Annotated in this window: 14 protein-coding genes and 1 pseudogene; 9 read left to right on the top strand and 6 right to left on the bottom strand. The window is 43.6% G+C overall.

The annotated features are described in order from the left end of the window. The first annotated feature begins 83 nt into the window (after window positions 1–83). Entirely contained in the window at window positions 84–1,094 is a 1,011-nt protein-coding gene (locus tag FIS9605_RS38285; protein WP_063748489.1) for a class I SAM-dependent methyltransferase, read from the top strand. 88 nt (window positions 1,095–1,182) lie between these two features. On the opposite strand, the gene FIS9605_RS0126435 is transcribed toward FIS9605_RS38285, so the two are convergent. The 3 genes from FIS9605_RS0126435 to FIS9605_RS0126425 form a co-directional block, all read right to left on the bottom strand. Then, window positions 1,183–2,349: a pyridoxal phosphate-dependent aminotransferase gene (locus FIS9605_RS0126435; RefSeq protein WP_026735270.1), complete on the bottom strand. Its 1,167-nt coding sequence runs from the start codon at window positions 2,347–2,349 to the stop codon at window positions 1,183–1,185. 225 nt (window positions 2,350–2,574) lie between these two features. Next, complete coding sequence (locus tag FIS9605_RS0126430; protein WP_026735269.1) at window positions 2,575–3,705, bottom strand: hypothetical protein; 1,131 nt, start codon at window positions 3,703–3,705, stop codon at window positions 2,575–2,577. A 105-nt stretch (window positions 3,706–3,810) separates the two neighbouring features. Then, entirely contained in the window at window positions 3,811–4,893 is a 1,083-nt protein-coding gene (locus FIS9605_RS0126425) for a class I fructose-bisphosphate aldolase (RefSeq protein ID WP_026735268.1), read from the bottom strand. A 183-nt stretch (window positions 4,894–5,076) separates the two neighbouring features. Between FIS9605_RS0126425 and FIS9605_RS0126420 the strand changes: the two genes are divergently transcribed. The 7 genes and pseudogenes from FIS9605_RS0126420 to FIS9605_RS0126390 all read left to right on the top strand — a co-directional run bounded on the left by FIS9605_RS0126420 (window position 5,077) and on the right by FIS9605_RS0126390 (window position 19,003). Beyond that, window positions 5,077–6,588: a GMC family oxidoreductase gene (locus FIS9605_RS0126420; protein WP_231510472.1), complete on the top strand. Its 1,512-nt coding sequence runs from the start codon at window positions 5,077–5,079 to the stop codon at window positions 6,586–6,588. 560 nt (window positions 6,589–7,148) lie between these two features. Further along, window positions 7,149–8,111 carry a fatty acid desaturase gene (locus FIS9605_RS0126410; protein WP_026735265.1) on the top strand — a complete coding sequence of 321 codons (963 nt, stop codon included), beginning with the start codon at window positions 7,149–7,151 and terminating at the stop codon, window positions 8,109–8,111. Window positions 8,112–8,132: 21 nt separating this feature from the next. Next, window positions 8,133–8,270 (top strand): hypothetical protein, encoded by a 138-nt coding sequence (locus FIS9605_RS44385; protein ID WP_197036149.1) that lies wholly within the window; start codon window positions 8,133–8,135, stop codon window positions 8,268–8,270. Window positions 8,271–8,961: 691 nt separating this feature from the next. Further along, a complete protein-coding gene (locus FIS9605_RS38280; protein ID WP_063748488.1) occupies window positions 8,962–9,723 on the top strand; it encodes a DUF6875 domain-containing protein in 762 nt (253 codons plus the stop codon). A 349-nt stretch (window positions 9,724–10,072) separates the two neighbouring features. After that, window positions 10,073–15,958, top strand: a pseudogene (locus FIS9605_RS38275) (non-ribosomal peptide synthetase); the annotation flags it as partial. Window positions 15,959–16,051: 93 nt separating this feature from the next. Beyond that, window positions 16,052–18,277, top strand: a complete 2,226-nt coding sequence (locus tag FIS9605_RS0126395) for an FdhF/YdeP family oxidoreductase (RefSeq protein ID WP_026735264.1) — start codon at window positions 16,052–16,054, stop codon at window positions 18,275–18,277. Between the two features lie 57 nt (window positions 18,278–18,334). Then, window positions 18,335–19,003, top strand: a complete 669-nt coding sequence (locus FIS9605_RS0126390) for a Uma2 family endonuclease (RefSeq protein ID WP_026735263.1) — start codon at window positions 18,335–18,337, stop codon at window positions 19,001–19,003. Window positions 19,004–19,391: 388 nt separating this feature from the next. On the opposite strand, the gene FIS9605_RS0126385 is transcribed toward FIS9605_RS0126390, so the two are convergent. Both FIS9605_RS0126385 and FIS9605_RS0126380 read right to left on the bottom strand, forming a co-directional pair. Further along, complete coding sequence (locus FIS9605_RS0126385; RefSeq protein ID WP_026735262.1) at window positions 19,392–19,802, bottom strand: type II toxin-antitoxin system VapC family toxin; 411 nt, start codon at window positions 19,800–19,802, stop codon at window positions 19,392–19,394. Then, window positions 19,799–20,062 (bottom strand): hypothetical protein, encoded by a 264-nt coding sequence (locus FIS9605_RS0126380; protein ID WP_026735261.1) that lies wholly within the window; start codon window positions 20,060–20,062, stop codon window positions 19,799–19,801. The genes FIS9605_RS0126385 and FIS9605_RS0126380 overlap by 4 nt, the downstream gene beginning before the upstream one ends. A 228-nt stretch (window positions 20,063–20,290) precedes the next feature. Here FIS9605_RS0126380 and FIS9605_RS0126375 point away from each other — a divergent pair, with 228 nt between their 5' ends. Next, complete coding sequence (locus FIS9605_RS0126375; RefSeq protein ID WP_026735260.1) at window positions 20,291–21,058, top strand: transposase; 768 nt, start codon at window positions 20,291–20,293, stop codon at window positions 21,056–21,058. A gap of 66 nt (window positions 21,059–21,124) precedes the next feature. On the opposite strand, the gene FIS9605_RS38270 is transcribed toward FIS9605_RS0126375, so the two are convergent. Next, window positions 21,125–21,775 carry a GUN4 domain-containing protein gene (locus FIS9605_RS38270; protein ID WP_082209880.1) on the bottom strand — a complete coding sequence of 217 codons (651 nt, stop codon included), beginning with the start codon at window positions 21,773–21,775 and terminating at the stop codon, window positions 21,125–21,127. Between the last annotated feature and the right edge of the window lies 1 nt (window position 21,776).

Raw genomic sequence — 21,776 nt, 5'->3', positions numbered from 1 at the left:
ACAAAAGAAAAAACTTGTAAAAATCAAAGCTTCAACTCTATATTGTCGAGAATGCCCCATAAAAACCTTGAAAGAGGGTGCAAATGTCTGAATCCAACTTAAATGAATCAGTTTCAATAGATCGGGTTGTGGAGCGCTATGGTGAATGGACTGCTATGTCCATTTACCTTGGTAACGATAAATACACCTTGATGCCTCCTCAAGTTGATTATCGGCTTCGCCGTCTAGTTCAGATCACCTCAGACTTAGTTGGCAAATCGCTGGATCAGCTGCGCGTACTCGATCTTGCCTGCCTCGAAGGTCATTATGGTATTGAGTTTGCCCAGCACGGTGCTGAGGTAGTAGGTATCGAAATCCGTGAAGCAAACCTTGAAAAAGCTCGGTTTGTCAAACATCACCTCAATCTCAATAATCTTCATTTTCATCAAGATGACGTACGCAATCTGAGCAAAGAGAAATACGGTTCGTTTGACGTGGTAATTTGCTCGGGAATCCTCTACCATCTCCAACCGCCTGATGTGTTTGAGTTTGTTAAGAACATCTACAAAGTTTGTGACAGATTGGTTCTGTTTGATACTTTTATCAGTATCAGAGATGACAAGAGTGTTGAATTTGAAGGTAAAACCTACTGGGGCTTAGATTATTGCGAACATGCCGAAGGTGCAACTGAGGAGGATAAGAAACGAGATTTATGGGCTTCAATCAATAATGTCAGTAGTTTTTGGATGACCGAGCCTTCCCTCTGCAATTTAATTGCTAGTGTTGGTTTTACCTCATTTTATGAGTGCCATATCCCGGTAATGCCAAACAACTACTACAGCGATCGCAAAACTTATGTGGCGATTAAAGGCCAACCTGTGAGAGTGCTGTCTTCACCAATCACAGACCAATCTCCCCAAGCAGAAATTCCTGAGCATGAACCGAAAAAGGTTCATTCTGCACAAATTAAACGTAGTCCAATTTTTCGATTTGTTAAAAGAACATTCCCTCAGCCAGTTAAAAACATCATTAAACCTGTTTTACGAGCAGTGAGATTCCTAGAACCTGATAACACCCCAAAATTCCTCAACAAACAAGCTAATCCCAGTAAATAGCCGCGTCAGTAATTCATCTGGCGATCGCACTTGGTGTCTTAGCGTCTTTGTGTTTAAACCACCAAGACACTAAGACACAAAGTAAAGACTAAATCCGGGACTTGACAAACTTCTCTAACCGATCCATTCCCTTTTCAATCGTTGCCATATCGGTAGCGTAGGAAAGGCGAATGTTGTCATCAGCACCAAAAGCAATACCGGGAATTACTGCCACTTGCTGTTCTTCTAGCAAAGCATCACTAAAATCTAAAGATTTTAGTCCAGTTTTGCTGATATCAGGAAATAGATAAAATGCGCCGTCTGGTTTGGGACAACTCAATCCGGGTATGGCGTTGAGTCTTTCCAGCATTACCTGGCGGCGTTTGGCGAAAGCTTGACGCATTTGTTCTACACAGTCTTGGGAATCTTCCAAAGCTGCGATCGCCCCATATTGGGCAAAGGTGCATATATTTGAGGTACTATGACTTTGGATGGTAGTTGTGGCTTTGATCGCGTCAACTGGCCCTGCCAAATAACCAATCCGCCATCCTGTCATTGAGTAAGCTTTGGCAAAACCGTTGCTGATAATAGTGCGGGCAAATATTTCGTCTCCCAGCGAACCAATGGTGAGGTGCTTTGCACCGTCGTAGAGAATCTTTTCGTAAATTTCATCGGAGACGACAAAGATATCTGCTTCAACTATAATTTCTGCTAGGGCTTTAATTTCCTCTGGCGTGTACACCATACCCGTAGGGTTAGACGGTGAGTTGAGGATAAATAATTTGCTTTTGGGAGTGATTGACTGTCGCAATTGCTCAGGTGTGATTTTATACCCTGTGGATGCAGTTGTAGGAACAATTACGGAAATACCACCAGCGAGCGTTACCATTTCCGGATAACTTAACCAATAGGGAGCAGGGATAATTACCTCGTCACCAGGTTCGATCGCTGCCAGCATTAAGTTAAACAGGGAATGTTTACCACCATTGGTGACAATAACATTTTCGGCTTTATAATCTAGACCATTTTCGGTTTTTAATTTCTTGGCGATCGCTTCTCTTAACTTTGGTTCACCAGCAGCAGCACCATACTTAGTTTTGCCTTCATCCAATGCTTTTTGTGCAGCAGCTTTGATGTGCGCTGGAGTATCAAAGTCTGGTTCGCCAGCACTGAAACTACAAATATCTATTCCTTCGCCCTTCATTGCCTTTGCTTTCGCTGCGATGGCTAAGGTCATAGAGGGCGTTACTTGACTTACTCGTCCTGCCAGCTTCATTGTCACTAAAATTATCCGTAAATAGGTGTAAAATACATTCAGCTAAGGGAGCCAAATCCCTATTAGCGATTGAAATACAAGATTTCTTGCGATAAAGTTCTCAACTATTCCAGAATATCTCAGAATCCCGATCGAGAATTTGACGTCTTGTCATGATTTCATGAATTAGGGGATATCACCCCTCATCCGATTTCACCTAAAAAGTGCTATTACCTTAACTTCTCACTAATGTCTGCCGTGGGTTCCAGTATCAGGAAGAAACCCCGTCTCTTTGAGCAGCCGTCGTAGTTCTGCATGAGGAAATTTTGTGTCCTTGTCGTTATTTTCCCACATATCAGCAAAGAAGCCTTGCATCAGCGCAATAATGCTGCGGTATTTGACGATGCTGCCAACATAGAACTCATCTAACTTCATCACCCCATCAGCATGGATCTGCTCGATGTTGTCGAGTAATATAGACCGCAGTTCATAAGGTTTTAAGCCTTCTTTGATGCCATATTTTTCCATTATCATGCGTTTATCGTTCTCCGAACATAAATCATACGGCAATCGAATAAGGTGTCCAAAATTTCGCAGGACTTCTCCGTAGTCGTAAAATGTGTTCTGCTCGAAGAAAGACTCTTCATCTGAAGTCAACGCAAAACTCTTGTCAAGTGCCAAACCAAAATCGGTCAAATATACTTTCTCGCCGTCGGTGAGGACGTTGCGAAAATGTGCGTCGAAGTGGATGATTCCCTGAGTCCTCAAAAAGGTAATCGTCGTGCGCAAGTCATCCAGGTGTTTCTGAAGTTTGTTGGGGTTTTCTCGCAGCCATGTTTCCAGAACATGCGGTATATACTCTAGAAATAGAACCAACTCATAGTTGGCGATCGCTCTATCTAACACATACTTCCCGGCGTTCTCACTATTGCCCCAGTATTCTACATAACTTTTTAGATGTGACCTATCCACATCCGCACGCCGCCCGGAGAACGGAATAATTCGATAATGGTACATCAGTGGGAAGGTGGCGATCGCCCCGTCCAATACCCAGTTGGTTGTTTTGATATGGGTCACGAGTTCCCGGAAGACTCCAAAACCAGTAGAACCGAAGCCGTAATTACAGTAAGTCGGTAGGTCATAGAGGTTTTTGGTGGAGAACTGGTTGTCAAATTCGATGTTTGTAACCGGAACACGTTTCACAAAGATTTTGGATTCCCCAAGGATGATGGTGTGATTTCTCCCCCAACCCGTGCTAGACTCATTCGACTCACTATTGTCAAACAGAGAATGCAATTGTGCATTATCCAACTGAGCGATTTGTGAACTGAGTTTGAAGTACTTCTTCCTTCTAATTTCTACACGATCCTTAGCCATTTTCCCCGTCCAGCCACAGCATGAGAAACCGCATGAATAAAGGTATCCCGGCATTTGATATCTAGCTGAAATTAAGGAGGGTTTAACCCTCCTCAAAAATCCAGTCTAAGCAATAGTTACATCTTTTGACAGATAAACATCTTGAATAGCTTGAAATAATTTCACGCCTTCTTCAAAAGGACGCTGGAAGGTTTTGCGTCCGGAAATTAATCCTGTACCGCCAGCGCGTTTGTTAATAACTGCGGTGCGAACTGCTTCTGCAAAGTCATTTTTACCAGATGCACCACCAGAATTAATCAATCCTGCACGTCCGCAGTAACAATTCAGCACTTGGTAACGAGTTAGATCAATTGGATGATCTGTTGTTAAATCTGAATAAACTCGTTTATCTGTTTTGCCGTAACTCTTATTAGCTGCTTTGGCTACTGCTTCATAGCCATTGTTATTTTCTGGTAACTTTTGTTTAATAATGTCAGCTTCAATTGTCACGCCCAGATGATTCGCTTGCCCCGTGAGGTCAGCGGCAATGTGATAATCTTTATCTTGCTTGAAAGCACTGTTACGCAGGTAGCACCACAGGATTGTCACCATTCCCAGTTCATGGGCGCGTTTAAATGCTTGGCTGACTTCCTGAATTTGTCTAGCAGATTGTTCTGAACCAAAATAAATTGTCGCACCTACTGCTACAGCGCCTAAATTCCAAGCTTGTTCGACGGAGGCGAACATAATTTGGTCAAATTGATTGGGATAAGTCAGGAGTTCGTTATGGTTAAGTTTGACAATGAAGGGGATTTTGTGGGCATATTTGCGTGAAACTGATCCCAATACTCCTAAAGTTGTCGCAACAGCATTACAACCTGCGGCGATCGCCAACTTAACAATATTTTCTGGGTCAAAGTACATGGGATTAGGCGCGAAAGATGCACCCGCAGAATGTTCAATCCCTTGGTCTACTGGCAGAATGGAAAGATAACCAGTGTTGGCAAGTCTGCCTGTGGAATAAAGTAGCTGGAGATTACGCAAAACTTGGGGATGGCGATCGCTGTTTACCCAGACTCGATCTACAAAGTCGGGGCCTGGTAGGTGTAGTAAATCTTTAGAAACTTTGGCTTTATATGTCAGCAGGTCTTCTGCTTCTTGACCTAACAAGGATTCGATAGAACTTGGTACAGATAAAGTAGTAGCCATAGCATTTTTCCTCAAGACTTCCGTCTTTTATGGTGGCTATGCTTAGCGTAGCGTATGTACCTCTTAAGATATAAGTACGTGGTTATAAGGTACAGAGTTAATTTTGTTTTAAACATCCGCAGAGATTGAAAAAGGCGATCGCCTGCAAACAGTCAAAACTTCAGTTATCTATAAGCATTAGGTGTGAAGGAGTTATGCGAGATGGAAAAAAGAGTTTATTATGACTATATTGTTGTTGGTGCGGGATCGGCGGGAAGCATAGTTGCCTCAAAACTTGCCGCTCGTGACTCAGCTATAAGTATTCTCACGATCGAAGCTGGAAAGGCTCCAGATAACCCACAGATGTGGACACCAAGCGACTGGTTTGAAGTTTTGCAGAATTGTCCTGAAATTGAGTGGGGATATCAGTCAGTACCTCAACCAAACTTAAACAATCGTGTTATTCAGCTAGCGCAAGCAAAAGTTTTAGGAGGGTGTGCGCTGCATAATGCGATGGTCTACGTGCGGGGTAGCATCTCTGACTTTGATGCGTGGGGAAAGGTAGCGCCGGGTTGGTCATGGAATGATGTTTTGCCACACTTTCAGCAGGTAGAGCAGACCATGAAAGTGATGACACCAGAAGCAGATCAGTTCATCAATGACTTGTTTAATGCCGCCTCCCAATATGGCTTGCCTTATAATCCTGACTACAATACCAGTGAGAGTCAATATGGATACGCTAGATTTCAATTTAACGTGACTAACTCACCCAATCTTACTCGAGAAACCACGTACAGCACTTTCCGACCAGATGGATATCAGAATATAACCGTGCTAAGTCAGGCTTTTGTAACCCGAATCTTATTTGAGGATTCAGTAGCAGTTGGTGTTGAATATATCAAAGACCGTAAAAAACAGCTTGCTTATGTACAGAATGAAGTTATTCTAAGTGCAGGTGCGATCGCAACTCCAAAAATCTTGATGCTTTCAGGTGTCGGCGACGAAAACGAATTAAAAAAACTTGGTATTTCTGTAGTTGCGAATGTTCCGGAAGTCGGGAAAAATTTTTACGATGACCTTTTTGTCAGTGCCGGATTTTCTATATTCCCCAGTCAAGATGTGCCTTTCTATTCCTACGGTCTAGCACCAGCAGTTATCTTCGATTCTACAGAAAACAGTAGTTCAGTTATCGACATAGAATCCTCTGTAGGTGTTGGAACACTGAAAGGTTTCTTAGGTCCAAAGCATTCTTTTTGGTTGTGGCCAAACATAATGCACCTGAAAAGTATGGGAACTATTACCTTGCGCTCAAGCAATCCTGAGGACGCTCCCCTCGTTGACCCAAGATACCTGACGGCACCTGGAGATATGGAGAAGTGTAAAAAGGCGCTTGAGTTAAGCATCTGTATTGGCAATCAACCAGGCTTGAGCCAATGGCGTGAAAAGCAAATCGCTCCACAACCAGGTCAAGATTTGGAAACCTACATCAGAGAAAACGCCGATACAACACACCACTATTGCGGAACTTGCAGGATGGGAGCTGATGAGGATTCCGTGGTGAACACAGAACTCAAGGTGCGTAGCACGTCTAACCTACGCATAATTGACTCTTCCGTGTTTCCGCTTCCAATAACCGCAAATACGGCGGCAGCAACCATGATGATTGCTAATAAGGGAACTGACATAATAACTGGAGTAAAGCTCTCACAAAAATAAAAAACGCTTTCACGAAAATAGCAATTGCTTTCACAAAAATCACAAATGCTTCCGCGAAAATAGCAATTGCTTTCACCAAAATCAAAAACGCTTCCGCGAAAATAGCAATTGCTTTCACCAAAATCACAAATGCTTCCACGAAAATAGCAATTGCTTTCACCAAAATCACAAACGCTTCCACGAAAACAGCGATCGCTGACCACTATCAAAAATATGGTTGTAACTTTTTTATCGCCTCTTACTACCATTTTTCTTATTTAGTTGAGCGAGATTACGAACATGCACGCCTAATCATGCAGCAGCGACTATAGGAATCTGGTTTGATTATTGAAAAATCTAAGTACACGTAGTTATCGCGTAGCGTAACTTACCAAAAACTTAGAAAGGTGCGTTAGCCTTTGGCGTAACGCAACGGCAATAAAGGGGGAGGAAAATCCACACCCCTTTTTGCCTCCCCTACGTATCTTTTCAAAAATCAAATATTGGTTCTATAGGTATTTAATTAAGATTGTATTGTAAGTTCAACTACGCTCATCTATATATAATGTGGAGTTTGAATTATGTCTAGCGATGCAATTACTCAATCTGAATTCTTGGATAATAAAGCCCAGAAGCAGCAAAACGCCCGCCAGATTCTCAGTGTAAAAGAATTAAGTGTTTTGAGCGATCGCTCTAACGGTCAAGGGCTGATACAACTGGCTGGACATCTAACTGTGATGGGATGCAGTGGCTACCTGTGGGCGACGAATTTTGGTAATTGGTTGCTGGCAATACCAGCACTGATTATTTATGGCTTTAGTATAGCTTCGATGTTTGCACCGATGCACGAAGGCGTTCACAGAACCCCTTTCGCTAACAATCGCTTAAATGATGCTGTGGCTTGGTGTGCAGGCGTGCTTTCTTTTTACAACAGCACATTCTATCGTCACTATCACAAGTGGCACCACCTCTACACTCGTGTTCCTGGCAAAGATCCGGAATTAACCGACCTCCAGCCCAGTAATCTGGGTAAATACCTGTTGATCATTAGTGGTTTACCCTGGTGGCAAGGAAAGATACGGGGGCATTTTCGTGCTGCACTTGGTCAACTTGACGATTGCCCATTTATACCAGAAACAGCACGAGCCGAAGTCATTCGATCTACGCGATGGCAATTAACTGTTTATGCAGCTGCGATCGCTCTCTCCATAATTGTAGGTCAGCCTTGGTTTTTACTCTATTGGCTCCTGCCGCTCTTAGTCGGTCAACCGATTTTGCGTTTTATTCTGCTGGCAGAACACACAGGTTGCTCTCTTGATGCTAATCTGCTCACGAATACACGCACAACCTTGACACTCTGGCCTGTGCGATTTTTAATGTGGAATATGCCATTTCATGCCGAACACCATTTATACCCATCAATTCCATTTCACGCCCTGCCTGATGCCCATCAGCAATTAAGGAAGCACTTTACCCATATTGAACAGGGCTACATGAAAGTCAACTGGGATATTGTGGCTAAACGTGGACAGTCAGCGCTATGACCAACTACGTTACTTAATCTTGTGATTCAAAGCCAAGTTGAAGTGTGCGATCGCAGCTGGCATTTTATTTACGACTCAATTCTCGGCAGATTAATGGCACGTAAGAACGCTAGCTGTTTGAGCGTGTGTTTAGCTGATTTAATTAGTATCGATGTTTAAGCAATAATTCTCAAATGATACTACAAAAAATTAATCATTATAATATATTTTTGAAATCAAAAGAGCCGTTTTATACAATCTTGATAAAAAGAGTTCGTATTTAAACCTAAATATCATAAAAATTTTGGATAAACAAGTTCAGAATAATATTAAGCACATATATATTTACAAATTTGCAGTGTAAGAGAAACAACTCTTACACAAGGGGTGTTAATAGCCAAGTGGACATTTCATAAAAATCTTCCAGATTCAAATAAACTGAGTTTCTTTGAATAAAGAGGTTATAAAAAACCAAATCATCTCGCAAAATTTATTTGGTGAGCCACTGGAGTATGTCATTAATGATGAAGAGTAACTTGATTTCCATATTCTGAGTTTTACGTACTTTGGGGTATTTTTAGCTCCTCATAAATTAATGATATAAACTACTAGTCAAGTTTTCAGATGATTAGCATTAAATTATTAAATAAATAAAATTTAAATAATTCAGGTTATTTATTTAATAAATTAAGATGCCGACATTCGACTTATGTGTACAGTCTCTTTCTGTAGATAGCCCTAAATAGAAACCGAGAAAAACTACTAAAACAAGCATAAATTTTGTCTTTTAGTAGATGTTTAGCCTGATACCGCGTCGCTAGTAAACTACTGTAAAGTCACTACCCAAGTAACTGCAAATAATCTGAACACTATGCGACTATATACACTAGTTGAAATTGAGCAGTTCCAACAAGACCTTCCCTATTTAATTGAAATAATGCAATGGGTTAAAAGTTTTTTAGCAAAACATCATCCAGATTTAGGTAGAACTGGCCCTGTTTGCCCTTTTGTGCCGCAATCGCTCAAGTCCAATAACATTCACTTTAAAGTTATTCATACAAAAGATTTAGAACCACAACAAATTGAAGAAATTGTGATCCAGCACCGACAGCTTTTTCTAGAAACAGAACCGCGTGAAAAACAAGCTGCTTTGTACAAAACATTTTTACTGATATTTCCTGATATTACTCTCGATGATACTTGCAAATTCATCGATAGTGTCCAAAAAAAACTTAAACCCTCTTTTGTGGAATTAGGGTTGATGCTAGGAGAATTTCATAAGCGTACTGAAAGCCCAGGACTGCATAATTCTAAGTTCCGTCCACTCCGAAGTCCTATTCCTATGTTGGCTATCCGCTTTATGGTCGAAAGTGATTTACCTTTTCTCATCAATGTGGAAGAACCACATTTACGTATTCAATTTCTTGAAAGTTATTTAAAGTATTTTGAGCATGAGATTAAAGATGAGAGCCAGCTAAAAAAAGTGCATCAAGAGCTGATACTAGCACGAGAGCATCTAATATCAAGTCCGGCTAATTCATGTTCATTAAAAACCCTCACCCCTGCCCCTCTCCCAAGTTGGGAGAGAGGGGTGAGGGCAGATACGATAACTAATCAAACGGATTTGATATAACTCATCAAGAAGTTGATTTATTACAGACTTATGTATAATTAGTATTGCTTTCAAAACCAGCGTAATAAGCTGTAATCAGCTGATGTTTAATTATAAAGTGACTGTGAATTTCAGTAACTAGTACCGCTACCGAGTAAGTCAATAGTCACGCATTTAGAAGAATTGTATTCTGGACTTTTTTGCTATTTTAAATGGTAGTTTTATTTCCGCCATTCTGCACTAGTATTCATTCTGTGAAATTTGGTGACTCAGTCGATTTATATAGTGAGTAATTCTATTAATATCAATAAATATGCAAATAAAAAATAGTAACTCATACAATCATCAAAATTATTCGATTCATAGTCAGACTCAGAGCAACAAATCTCAGATCCAACAGGAGTGGAATGACAGCCATGCATATACTAAACATCTGTGCGTGCATGAAATTTTTGAAAAGCAAGTTGAACGCACACCCGATGCAGTGGCGGTAGTATTTGAAGATGAACAACTTACCTACAGGCAGTTAAACCAAGAGGCGAACCAACTGGCACACTACTTACAGAGTTTGGGAGTAGGGCCAGAAGTACTGGTGGGTATTTGTGTTGAACGTTCCCTAGAGATGGTGGTGGGATTACTGGGTATTCTCAAAGCGGGTGGTGCGTATGTACCGTTAGATCCGTCCTATCCTGGCGAACGTTTAGCTTTTATCTTAGAAGATACCCAAACACCAGTGATGCTGACAACAGCAGACTTGGTTAAAAGTCTACCAACACATCAGGCACAAGTAGTTTGCCTAGACTCAGATTGGGTTAATATCGCCCGCAACAGCCAAGCCAATCCAATAAGTGACGCAACGATTGACAACCTCATCTACGTGATCTACACCTCTGGTTCGACAGGCAAACCCAAAGGTGTCATGATTCCCCATCGCGGTATCTGCAATCAACTTTATTGGCGGCAAACAACATTTGCATTAACTGCAAGCGATAAAGTTTTACAAACGATTTCTTTTAGCTTCGACCCCTCAGTTTGGCAGATATTCTGGCCGTTGTGCTTTGGCGCACAGTTGGTGATGGCGCGTCCGGGTGGACAGCGAGACATGAGTTACCTGGTTGAGGCGATCGCCAATGAGAAAATTACTGTTGCAGCTTTTGTACCGTCGCAGTTGCGTGCTTTACTCGAACAAGAGGGAATTGAGAATTGTCGAAGCCTGCGGCACATCACTAGTGGTGGTGAAGCGTTACCGATTGAACTGGTTGAACGCTTCTTTGAGCGTTTAAATTTGGATAATGTACTGGTCAATTGTTACGGCCCGACTGAAGCTTCTATTGACACTAGCTTTTGGGTTTGTCAGCATCATACAAACTATATCACTGCTCCGATTGGTCGCTCAATTAGTAATGCTGAGATTTATATTTTGGATGAAAATTTACAGCCAGTTGCAGATGGTGACTGTGGAGAGTTATACATCGGTGGCGTGGGTCTGGCGCGAGGCTATTTCAACCGTCCGGATTTGACTAAAGAGCGGTTTATCCAGCATCCCTTTGATTCAGATTTTAGTGCCCGATTATACAAAACTGGCGACTTGGCACGATACTTGCCAGATGGAAACATCCAGTTTCTTGGCCGCGTTGATGAGCAAGTCAAAATTCGTGGTTTCCGCATAGAGTTAGGAGAAATTGCCGCTGTACTTAATCAACATTCGCTCCTGCAACAAGCGATCGCCATTGTCCGCGAAGACGTTCCTGGAGACAAACGACTTGTAGCATACATCGTGGCGAACTCAGACCAAATTCCCACTCAAGGCGAATTGCGCCGCTTTTTACAAGAGCAGTTACCCGATTACATGGTGCCTAGTGCCTTTGTATTCATGGATGCCTTGCCATTAAATCCCAATGGTAAAATCGATCATCGTGCTTTACCTGTACCCGATGCTTCGTGTTTTAATCGCTCAACCAGTTTCCTTGCACCCCGCACTCATATAGAGACAATCTTAGCTAACGTCTGGACTGAAGTCTTAGGGGTTGAAATTGGCATTAACGATAACTTCTTTGAATTGGGTGGACATTCACTGTTGGCAGCAAAAGTGATTTCTCGGGTGCGCGACATTTTGCAAGTGGACTTGCCTGTGAGTGCTTGCTTTGAGTACCCTACAGTAGCTAATTTGGCAAATAGCATTGAAGCCACTTGTCAGAAACAGCAGGGATTACAAGCACTGTCCATACAACCAATTTCACGCAACCAAACCTTGCCTCTCTCTTTTACTCAGGAACTATATTGGTTTCTCACGCAATTGCACCCAGAGGAACCTATATATAACGAAACCTGCACCATTCGCTTAGGGGGAGGCATTAATTTTGCTGCTTTGGGACAGAGTCTTACAGAGTTCGTGCGGCGTCACGAAATTTTGCGAACTACTTTTGCAACAACGGACGGGAAAACCATTCAGGTAATTCATCCTGCTTTTCCTGTCACACTGCCAATAGTGGATCTGCGCCAACTCCCCGATCGGAAACGAGAAGCAGAAGCCCTACGGTTAGCCACAGAATATTTAACGCAACCCTTTGATCTTGCTCAAGGGCCACTTCTGCGCCCGATGTTGATACAACTAGACGAGACAGACAACAGGCTATATTTAGCTATACATCATCTGGTGATGGATGGGGTATCGATGCACAGCATCCTTCTTCCAGAATTGCAAGCACTATACACAGCCTTCTCTAGCAATCAACCTTCACCTTTACCAGAGTTAACGCTCCAGTACGCAGATTTTGCTGCTTGGCAACGGCAATGGCTTCAAGAAGAAATTTTATTGACTCAGCTAGCCTACTGGCAGCAAAAGCTAGCTAATCTACCAACATTGCAGTTACCTACTAACCGTCCACAGCTGGCAGAGTTAACGTTTCAGGGATCGCAGCAAAGTTTCGCACTGTCCAAGAGCTTAACAGAAAAGCTCAAGATACTAAGTCGTCAAGAGGGAACAACACTCTTCATGACGCTGGCGACGGCTATTAAAACCTTACTTTATCGTTATTCAAACCAAGAAGATATCGCGATCGGCACGGTGACAGCAGGACGGAACCGACCAGAAGTGGAAGGGCTAATGGGGAATTTCCTCAATAATTTAGTTCTGCGTACCGATCTCTCTGGCAATCCCGCTTTTCGAGAGCTATTGAAGCGCATACGAGAGGTAACTCTAGAGGCTTATGCTCACCAAGACTTGCCTTTTCAGAAATTAGTAGAAGTACTCCAACCAGAACGTCAATTGGGTCAAAACCCTCTTTTTCAAGTAGCGTTTGTCCTTGAGCCTCCTTTGCCAGAATGTCACGATCTGGGGTGGACAATTAGCCAGATGGATATTCATTCGGGTACAGCCAAGTTCCATTTATGCATTGAAATGGATGAAAGACCCGAAGGTATGATTGGCCGGATAGAATACCGTACCGATCTGTTTGATGCGGATACAATTACCCGCATGATTGGTCATCTCCAGACTTTGCTAGAAGGTATTGTAGCTAATCCCGCACAGCCTATTTCCCAATTGCCTCTACTGACAGCAGCAGAACAACAGCAATTGCTGTTTGAATGGAACAATACTCAAACCGAGTATCCCCAACACAAGTGTATCCATCAGTTATTTGAGGAGCAGGTGGAACGCACCCCTGATGCGGTGGCGGTGGTGTTTGAGGATGTACAGACAAGGGCATTCGCGTCTCTAACATATAGGCAACTAAATCAACGAGCGAATCAACTCGCGCACTACTTACGTGGTTTGGGAGTAGGGCCAGAAGTACTGGTGGGTATTTGTGTAGAACGCGACCTAGAAATAATAGTAGGACTACTGGGGATTCTTAAAGCAGGTGGGGCTTATGTACCCGTTGACCCCAATTATCCGATTGAGCGCCTCGCCTCTATGCTGGAGGATGCCGGTGTATCGGTGTTGCTGACTCAAGAAAAATTGCTGTCCAAGTTACCTCAAATCCCCAGGTGCGTATGCATTGATACAGAATGGGCTGTAATTTCTGCTGAAAGTGAGGAGAATGTTGTCAGTGGTGTTACCTCTGGTAATTTAGCTTACGTCATTTATACTTCCGGTTCTACAGGTAAGCCGAAGGGAGTTTTGATCGAACATAAGTGTGTTGTAAATCTTTTGGAGGGTCTGCACAAAGCGGTCTATGCCGAATTTCAGGATTCACAACTGCGAGTTAGTTTAAATGGGTCTTTGAGTTTTGATACTTCGGTTAAACAATTTATTCAGTTACTCAAAGGTCATACTCTCTACATAGTGCCGGAAATGGTGCGATTTGATGGGGATGCCTTGTTATCTTACCTGCAAGACCACAAAATCGACGTATTTGACTGCACGCCATCGCAATTGGAACTGTTAATAAGGGCAGGGTTGCTTGGGGGTGATGTACCTAAGTGCGTACTGGTTGGAGGAGAAGCGATCGCCCCTTCTACTTGGCAAACTTTAACCCAAGCTCAAAACATTAATTTTTACAACGTTTACGGCCCAACAGAATGCACTGTCGATGCGACGCTTTGCAAGTTGCAAATGTCTCAAATCAAGCCAATCATCGGTCGCGCGATCGCCAACACCCAAGTGTATATTCTCGACTCTCATTTACAACCTGTGCCAATTGGCGTACCTGGTGAATTGCACATTAGTGGTGTGGGATTAGCACGGGGATACCTTAACAGCCCAGATTTGACCACTCTTAAGTTCATCTCCAATCCCTTTAGCCAGCAAGCAGGAGCACGCTTGTACAAAACTGGCGATTTAGTCCGCTACACGAGCGATGGCAACATCGAATACCTCGGTCGCATTGACGACCAAATCAAGATGCGTGGCTTCCGCATTGAGTTGGGAGAGATTGAAGCTACCCTTAATCAAAATCCTGCTGTACAACAGGCACTGGTAACTGTACGCGAAGATGTTCCTGGTGACAAATGCTTGGTTGCCTATGTCGTCCTCAAGCCTCAGCAAAATGCTACAGCGAATCAACTACGGCATTTCCTGCGTGAAAAGCTGCCTAATTACATGATTCCCTCAGCCTTTGTAGTGCTAGAGGCTTTACCTTTAAATCCCAATGGTAAAGTAGATTGTCGAGCCTTACCCGCACCTGAGCGAATCAGACAAGAGGACGCAAAAACCTTTGTTGCCCCCCGAAATCAAATAGAATACCAACTAACCCAGATTTGGGAAGAAGTATTAGGCATTCAAGCCATTGGTATTAAAGATAACTTCTTTGATTTAGGTGGACATTCATTCCTGGCTTTAAACTTATTCGCGAAAATCGAGACGCAATTTGGTAAAAAACTTCCCTTAGCCATCCTGTTTCAATCTGGAACTATTGAGGCTCTTGCTCAAATTATTCACCCAAAAGAGGAATTAGCAACTAGCCAAAGTCAAACTCCAGAAAATTGGTCATCTCTAGTCGCAATTAATCCCAATGGCTCAAAGCCGCCGTTATTCTGTGTTCATGGTCTAGCTGGAGAAGTTCTCTGCTACCGGAATTTGTCATTGCATTTGGGGACGGATCAACCGATATACGGATTGCAACCACAAGGACTTGATGGCAAACGACCCCCCTTAACACGGATTGAAGATATGGCGTCGTACTATATTCAACAAATCCGAACGGTTCAACCTCATGGCCCTTATTTTCTGAGTGGGTACTCCTTTGGCGGGTTAGTCGCCTTCGAGATGGCGCAGCAACTCCACAAGCAAGGTGAGAGGATCGGAATTTTAGTTTTATTTGATTCTTTTCTTCCCAATGTGAAGACGCGCTTACCATTCTTGAAGCGAATTCCGCTGCATTTAAATAATATTCTTCGCGGAGGGTCTGCCTACATTTGGGAAAGAATTCAGCTATGGTATCAGTGGTTAAAGTGTTATATAGAATATGATCTTCTCAAGTTGCATGTGGAAGAAAACCCTCTATCTTCTACACCTGAGCATCTAAAGATTATCGATGCTAACACGCAGGCAAAGAAAGAATATGTTGTCCAAGTCTACCCAGGTCAAATGGTTCTCTTGCTGACTGAGCAAATGAAACGTTACTTTCAACAAACTGTAGGTCTACAATGTGGCCCGGTATATGGCTGGGGTAATTTTGTCACAGGACGACTAGATGTTCTTTCCATTCCTGGTTTGCATCTAACTTGTCTGGAAGAACCTCATGTACAAGTGCTGGCAGAAAAATTACAGGCTTGTTTAGATCGGGCTTTCGTTGAAACAAGCAGAAGTTAACAACGGCAAAACCCAATACTTAAAGCTAAAGTGTGAAGTATGAAGGGTGAAGATTTACCCTTTTGCCTTCAAACTTTATCTTTTATCCTTCCTATGTTGCGGAAACCGAAAAAGCGTTGGACACCCTCTAACTGGGCAAGTTGGAAGCCTTTTGGTATCGGGGAGCAGTACCCTAACAATTATTGGGAAGTCTTTCGTGCTATTTGGCTGTCGCGCGATCGCCTGCCTTATGCATGGAATATCCTCAACAAGGGAGTTTGTGACGGTTGTGCTTTAGGTACAACCGGGATGAAAGATTGGACTTTAGACGGAATTCATCTATGCAATGTCCGGTTACGGTTGTTGCGGATGAACACAATGCCAGCTTTTGATCCCCAACTGTTAGAAGATGTAGAACAGTTACAAAAGCAAAAAAGTGTGGCATTACGAGAATTGGGACGCCTTCCCTACCCCATGATCCGCCGATGTGGGGAAAAGGGTTTTCGTCGAGTAAGCTGGGATGAAGCTTTAAATGTAATTGCTGCACGCATTCGTGCCACTACACCAGACCGCCTCAGTTTTTACATTACCAGTCGCGGCACTGTCAACGAAACTTACTACGCCACCCAAAAAGCTGTACGGGCAATGGGGACAAATAATATTGATAATGCTGCCCGTATTTGCCATTCTCCCAGTACCGCCGGACTCAAAGCCGCCCTTGGTGTCGGCGCTACTACCTGTTCTTATAAAGACTGGGTGGGTACTGACTTATTAGTATTTATCGGTTCAAACGTCGCCAACAACCAGCCTGTCACGGTCAAATATCTGCATTACGCCAAAAAAGCTGGGACAAAGATTGTAGTAATTAACACCTATCGCGAACCAGGAATGGAGCGCTACTGGGTTCCTTCGATTCCCGAAAGTGCCTTGTTTGGTACCAAGTTTGCGGAAGATTTCTTCTTAGTGAACATGGGCGGCGACATGGCATTTTTAAACGGCACAATCAAGCATATGATTGCTAATGATTGGGTAGATCAGTCGTTTAGCGATCGCTACACTACTGGTTTTGCAGAACTAAAAGCGACACTGTCAAATCAATCTTGGGAAGAATTAGAGCAACTTTCTGGCAGCACTCGCGAGCAAATGTACACCTTTGCCAAAATGGTTGCAGAAGCCCAAAAAGCTGTGTTTGTCTGGAGTATGGGCATTACCCAGCACGAATGCGGCGAAGATAATGTGAGAGCCATCATCAATTTAGCACTCACCAAAGGGTTTGTTGGTCGCGAAGGATGCGGTTTAATGCCAATTCGCGGACATTCTGGCGTTCAGGGTGGTGCGGAGATGGGTTGTTACGCCACAGTGTTTCCTGGTGGCAAGCCGATCACCGCTGAAAATGCGGCACAGTTAAGCCGGCTTTGGGGTTTTGAAGTGCCTGCGAGTAAGGGTTTGATTGCTCCCGAAATGATTGATGCAGCCTACCAAGGACAATTAGATGTGTTGTTCTCCGTGGGGGGCAATTTCTTAGAAGTGCTACCAGAACCAGACTACGTGGAAGATGCTTTAAAGCGCGTACCTTTGCGGGTACACATGGATATTGTGCTTTCCAGTCAGATGTTAGTAGAACCAAGCGATACCGTAGTGCTGTTCCCTGCCACAACTCGCTACGAAATTCCCGGCGGAGTCACCGAGACTAGCACCGAACGCCGAGTAATTTTTAGCCCGGAAATTCCCGGCCCCAGGATAGGTGAGGCGCGTCCGGAATGGGAAGTATTCATGGAATTGGCAAGGCGCGTTGTAGAGACGCGACATGTCGCGTCTCTACATTTTGAAAATACATCTGTGATGCGGCAAGAAATTGCCCGAGTCATCCCGCAGTACGCAGGTATTCAACATTTGCAATCAGCAGGAGATCAATTTCAGTATGGCAGTTCCCATCTGTGTTTTGGTTGGAACTTTCCCACAGCGGATGGTAAAGCGCACTTTACGGTATTATCCCCACCTCAGAAGGAATTACCAGAAGGCTGTTTTCTAGTAGCAACGCGCCGAGGTAAACAATTTAACAGTATGGTGCAAGAACGCAAAGATGCCATTACTGGCGCAGTACGCGAAGCAGTGTTAATGAATGCCTCGGATGCAGCCAAGCTAGAGTTAAAAGATGGGGATGCGGTAATTCTTAAGAATGAATTGGGACAGTTCAAAGGACGAGTATATATTGCACCTATTCAATCAGGGAACTTGCAGATTCACTGGCCCGAGGGGAATGTGTTGCTAGATAAAAGTAAGCGTTCTACAGAAGGAGTGCCAGATTACAATGCTGTAGTGCGGTTGGAAAAAATTTGAATCAAGTCCGTACAGCGATACTGCTACGCTAGACTTATCACCTAAACACTTGCAGCCATGTCCGTCGCCAAAGATTTTGAACCCCCAAAAGATGTAATATTTCCACCAGGGGATTTATATAGTGACGAGCCGCCGTTGGAAAGTGATTTACATCTACGCCAGATCGTTCTGCTATTACAGTGTTTAGAATTGTGGTGGCAAAACCGCAATGACTTTTACGCTGGCGGTAATTTAACGATTTACTACAGTCCACGCCAGCGTAAGTCAGAGGACTTCCGAGGGCCAGATTTTTTTGTCGTGCTGGGAACTGAACGCAAACCGCGTAAAAGTTGGGTGGTTTGGGAAGAAGAAGGCAAATATCCAAACTTAATTATAGAACTACTATCAAATTCAACAGCAGCGACAGATAAAGGTTTAAAAAAACAGATATATCAAGATATCTTTCGTACACCCGAATACTTTTGGTTTGACCCGAATAATTTAGAATTTGCTGGGTTTATTTTGGTTGGTGGTACTTATCAACCTATAGAACCTAATCCCCAAGGTTGGTTGTGGAGTCAGCAGCTAAGTTTGTACTTGGGTGTTCATGAAAATAAATTGCGTTATTTTACTGCGGAAGGACAGTTAGTTCCTACGCCGGAAGAAGTTGCTGAACGAGAAACACAAAAAGCTGAACGCCTAGCAGCGAAACTGCGAGAATTGGGTATTGATCCAGAGAATTTATGAAACAAAGATAAAATTCATGTAGGGTGCGTTAGACGCACGAGTGTATATGATTTGACGAACGAAAAACTTTAATGCGTCTAACGCACCGTTCAATTATGGTGCGTTACGGCACAAGCTTCTGAATCATCGCTCAAATCCGATTTTAGCCGTAACACACCCTACTTAACTATGGGGGCTAGGGCGTGTTTTCAAACTCCTAAATGTCATTCTGAGCGAAATGAAATGAAGCGAAGAATCTCGTAAAAATCAGGGTTATAGAGATGCTTCACTACGCTGTCGCTTCGTACCCTACGGGAAGGCTACGCCTACAGCATGACAAAACTGATACTTTGAAAACACACCCTAGGGGGCTAGGCGAAAATGAAATAACCTTAATTTAAGGAGTAATTTAAGGAATTACCTCAAATGCCTTTTTTCCCTGTAAACGATAAATATAAAAATCGCTGTCCAGCGAAAAAATCCGACTGATATTTAATGTCTCGGCAGCAGAGACAAGAGAAGCATCTGCCAAATCCATCGGCACGTCCTGATACTGCTTCATCAGTTCCCGAATTCTTTGCTGCTCATCAATGCCTGATGTATGCAAATAAAGTGCTTTCCGTTCAACAAATTGCCACAGGATATCCTGGGCGAACCAACCTCGTAACTGATACAAGAAATACATGGCTTCTGTAAAACAGCACCATGTTGTTATCAGGGGATTGGTTATCTTTTGATAGGCTTCGACACAACGATGATGCGCTTCTCCCTGTCCCGCATCAATCAAAGCAATCAACGGTGCAGTATCAGCCAGAATCACGGTCTGCGAATACCCTGCTTGGCAAGCTTAGTGGCGATCGCTTCACCAAAGACAGTTTTCTGGTAGGTCTGAGGAGGTTCAACCTGACTGTTAATAGATCCAATTAGATCTGACAAGGAAGTTGCCAGCGGTTTTTGCTGGTCAACATCTGGCGGCAGCTGTGATGCAATCCAATCAGCAGGTGTCATTCCCTGTGATTGGGCAACAGCTAGCAGGTGACAGTAAACATTCTCTGGCAGGGCAATGAAATGCTCACTCATACGATAAAAGCTTTCTTGGATTCTTCTCTTTTACCATATTTACTCGCTAACCTGAACAGATGAGTTTATTCATATTTGTCTTGAAAATAGGGATTGGGGAAGAGAGATTTTCATCCTTTGCTGTGCGCCCCGGTGCATGGGAATCTTGCACCAATTGCAAAACAAGATCCCAAGATCCCCGACTTCTTAAAAAAAGTCGGGGATCTGTGTAATAAATGCAAATTCTCTATGTCTCGTCCAAAACGTAATTTTCAACAAGGTTTCTGTTATCACATCACGACACGTTGCAATAACCGTGAATTTCGCCTGACGCGGTTGGAATGTCGTGAAGTTTTTTTGTATGCGATAAAAAAAGCACAGCAAAAGTATGGGTTTAAGCTGTATGCGCTGTGCATCATGAGCAATCATGTCCATTATTTGCTGGAACCGAAACAGCCAGAGGATGTACCGAAAATAATGCATTGGCTGAACTGGTATACTGCCATGTGTTTTAACCGGATGCTGAACCGCACGGGGCATTTTTGGGAAAAGCGATACCACAGTACAGGTTTTGCGAATACAGATAAGCGCCGAGCATTGAATACCTTACGATATATCCACGCTAACCCGAAAGCGGCGGGAATACAGCAGGGCTTTTTCTACGACTTTAGCAACTATGGTACTCATGACCGTCTGAGTAATGATGGTATTACCCAATGGCATCCGGCATTTTTGCAACTGGGGAGAACGTTGGAGGAATGCGCGGCTAAATATCGAGGATTTTGCAAAAAATACCGCCCACAGCCAAAGCCAGAAAAAAGAAACCATTGGGGTAGTCGCTTTTTGCCATCGATGAAGAATAAAGGCAAAGCCAAGAAGTCGCCAGGACAGATGAGTTTACCTTGGGATAACCAAAAGGTGACAGAAAGTACGGAAGTGCATGAAGTAGCAGAAAAATTTATTCAGGCTAATTGCTTTAACCCCGCAGTGCCAGGTATCGAATTTCTGAAATGTTGATTATTTCGTGGGAAGTGGCTCTGTAATAAATCTTGACAAACTTCTAGAAGGCTTAAATGTTACAGTTTACAAGTCTCGATGCGCGAGAGAGAGACCGCCCCGGTGCAAGGGACGGAGGTGGGGAGGTGTCTGGTCGGTCGGATCTACTGGGACGGAGGTGGGGAGGTGTCTGGTCGGTCGTCGTCGTCGGTCGGTCCCACCCCACGAACTGGCACCACGCGTCGACGGACGACGCGTCGCCACGCGCGTCACGCGTCGACGGACGTCCTCCCAGTTCTCGACACTCTCATTGCTCTTCCCATCCCGACGCGCACTCACGCGGCGGATCTCGACACTCTCATTGCTCTTCCCATCCCGACGCGATCGCCCGGTATATTTCCAGGCTTCTTCATAATACTTGCCGTCTGGTTTGCCACCGACGCTCAGGTAAATTTCCTTTTGGACACTGAAGCCAAATTGCCCATTGCTGTATTCTACCCAAAGATGGTCAATTGTGCGGAGGTCAGTGCAGGGAAAATTTAAGAGTTCTTCTGAGGTGAACCAGTCGCCATCTTTTTTACCTACTGCCTGAATCATCACCCGATAGGTTTCCTCGTCAGCTTCTTTCCAGTTATGTGCTGCTAGTAGATCGCGTAGTTTGGTGTAGTCTACGCCTTTTTCTGAGGCAAGGTCATCTGCCTGAGTCGGTTGACTAGAGATGGTTGGTGTTGATTGCATA

This window comes from Fischerella sp. PCC 9605, from assembly GCF_000517105.1.
Lineage (GTDB): Bacteria > Cyanobacteriota > Cyanobacteriia > Cyanobacteriales > Nostocaceae > PCC9605.
This window is presented reverse-complemented; position numbering and strand designations above follow the sequence as displayed.

Bases quoted from the DNA above. Each gene is read 5' to 3' on its own strand.
- FIS9605_RS38285 (WP_063748489.1), top strand. From the start codon at position 84: ATGTCTGAATCCAACTTAAATGAATCAGTTTCAATAGATCGGGTTGTG.
- FIS9605_RS0126435 (WP_026735270.1), bottom strand. From the start codon at position 2,349: ATGAAGCTGGCAGGACGAGTAAGTCAAGTAACGCCCTCTATGACCTTA.
- FIS9605_RS0126430 (WP_026735269.1), bottom strand. From the start codon at position 3,705: ATGGCTAAGGATCGTGTAGAAATTAGAAGGAAGAAGTACTTCAAACTC.
- FIS9605_RS0126425 (WP_026735268.1), bottom strand. From the start codon at position 4,893: ATGGCTACTACTTTATCTGTACCAAGTTCTATCGAATCCTTGTTAGGT.
- FIS9605_RS0126410 (WP_026735265.1), top strand. From the start codon at position 7,149: ATGTCTAGCGATGCAATTACTCAATCTGAATTCTTGGATAATAAAGCC.
- FIS9605_RS38280 (WP_063748488.1), top strand. From the start codon at position 8,962: ATGCGACTATATACACTAGTTGAAATTGAGCAGTTCCAACAAGACCTT.
- FIS9605_RS0126395 (WP_026735264.1), top strand. From the start codon at position 16,052: ATGTTGCGGAAACCGAAAAAGCGTTGGACACCCTCTAACTGGGCAAGT.
- FIS9605_RS0126390 (WP_026735263.1), top strand. From the start codon at position 18,335: ATGTCCGTCGCCAAAGATTTTGAACCCCCAAAAGATGTAATATTTCCA.
- FIS9605_RS0126380 (WP_026735261.1), bottom strand. From the start codon at position 20,062: ATGAGTGAGCATTTCATTGCCCTGCCAGAGAATGTTTACTGTCACCTG.
- FIS9605_RS0126375 (WP_026735260.1), top strand. From the start codon at position 20,291: ATGTCTCGTCCAAAACGTAATTTTCAACAAGGTTTCTGTTATCACATC.
- FIS9605_RS38270 (WP_082209880.1), bottom strand. From the start codon at position 21,775: ATGCAATCAACACCAACCATCTCTAGTCAACCGACTCAGGCAGATGAC.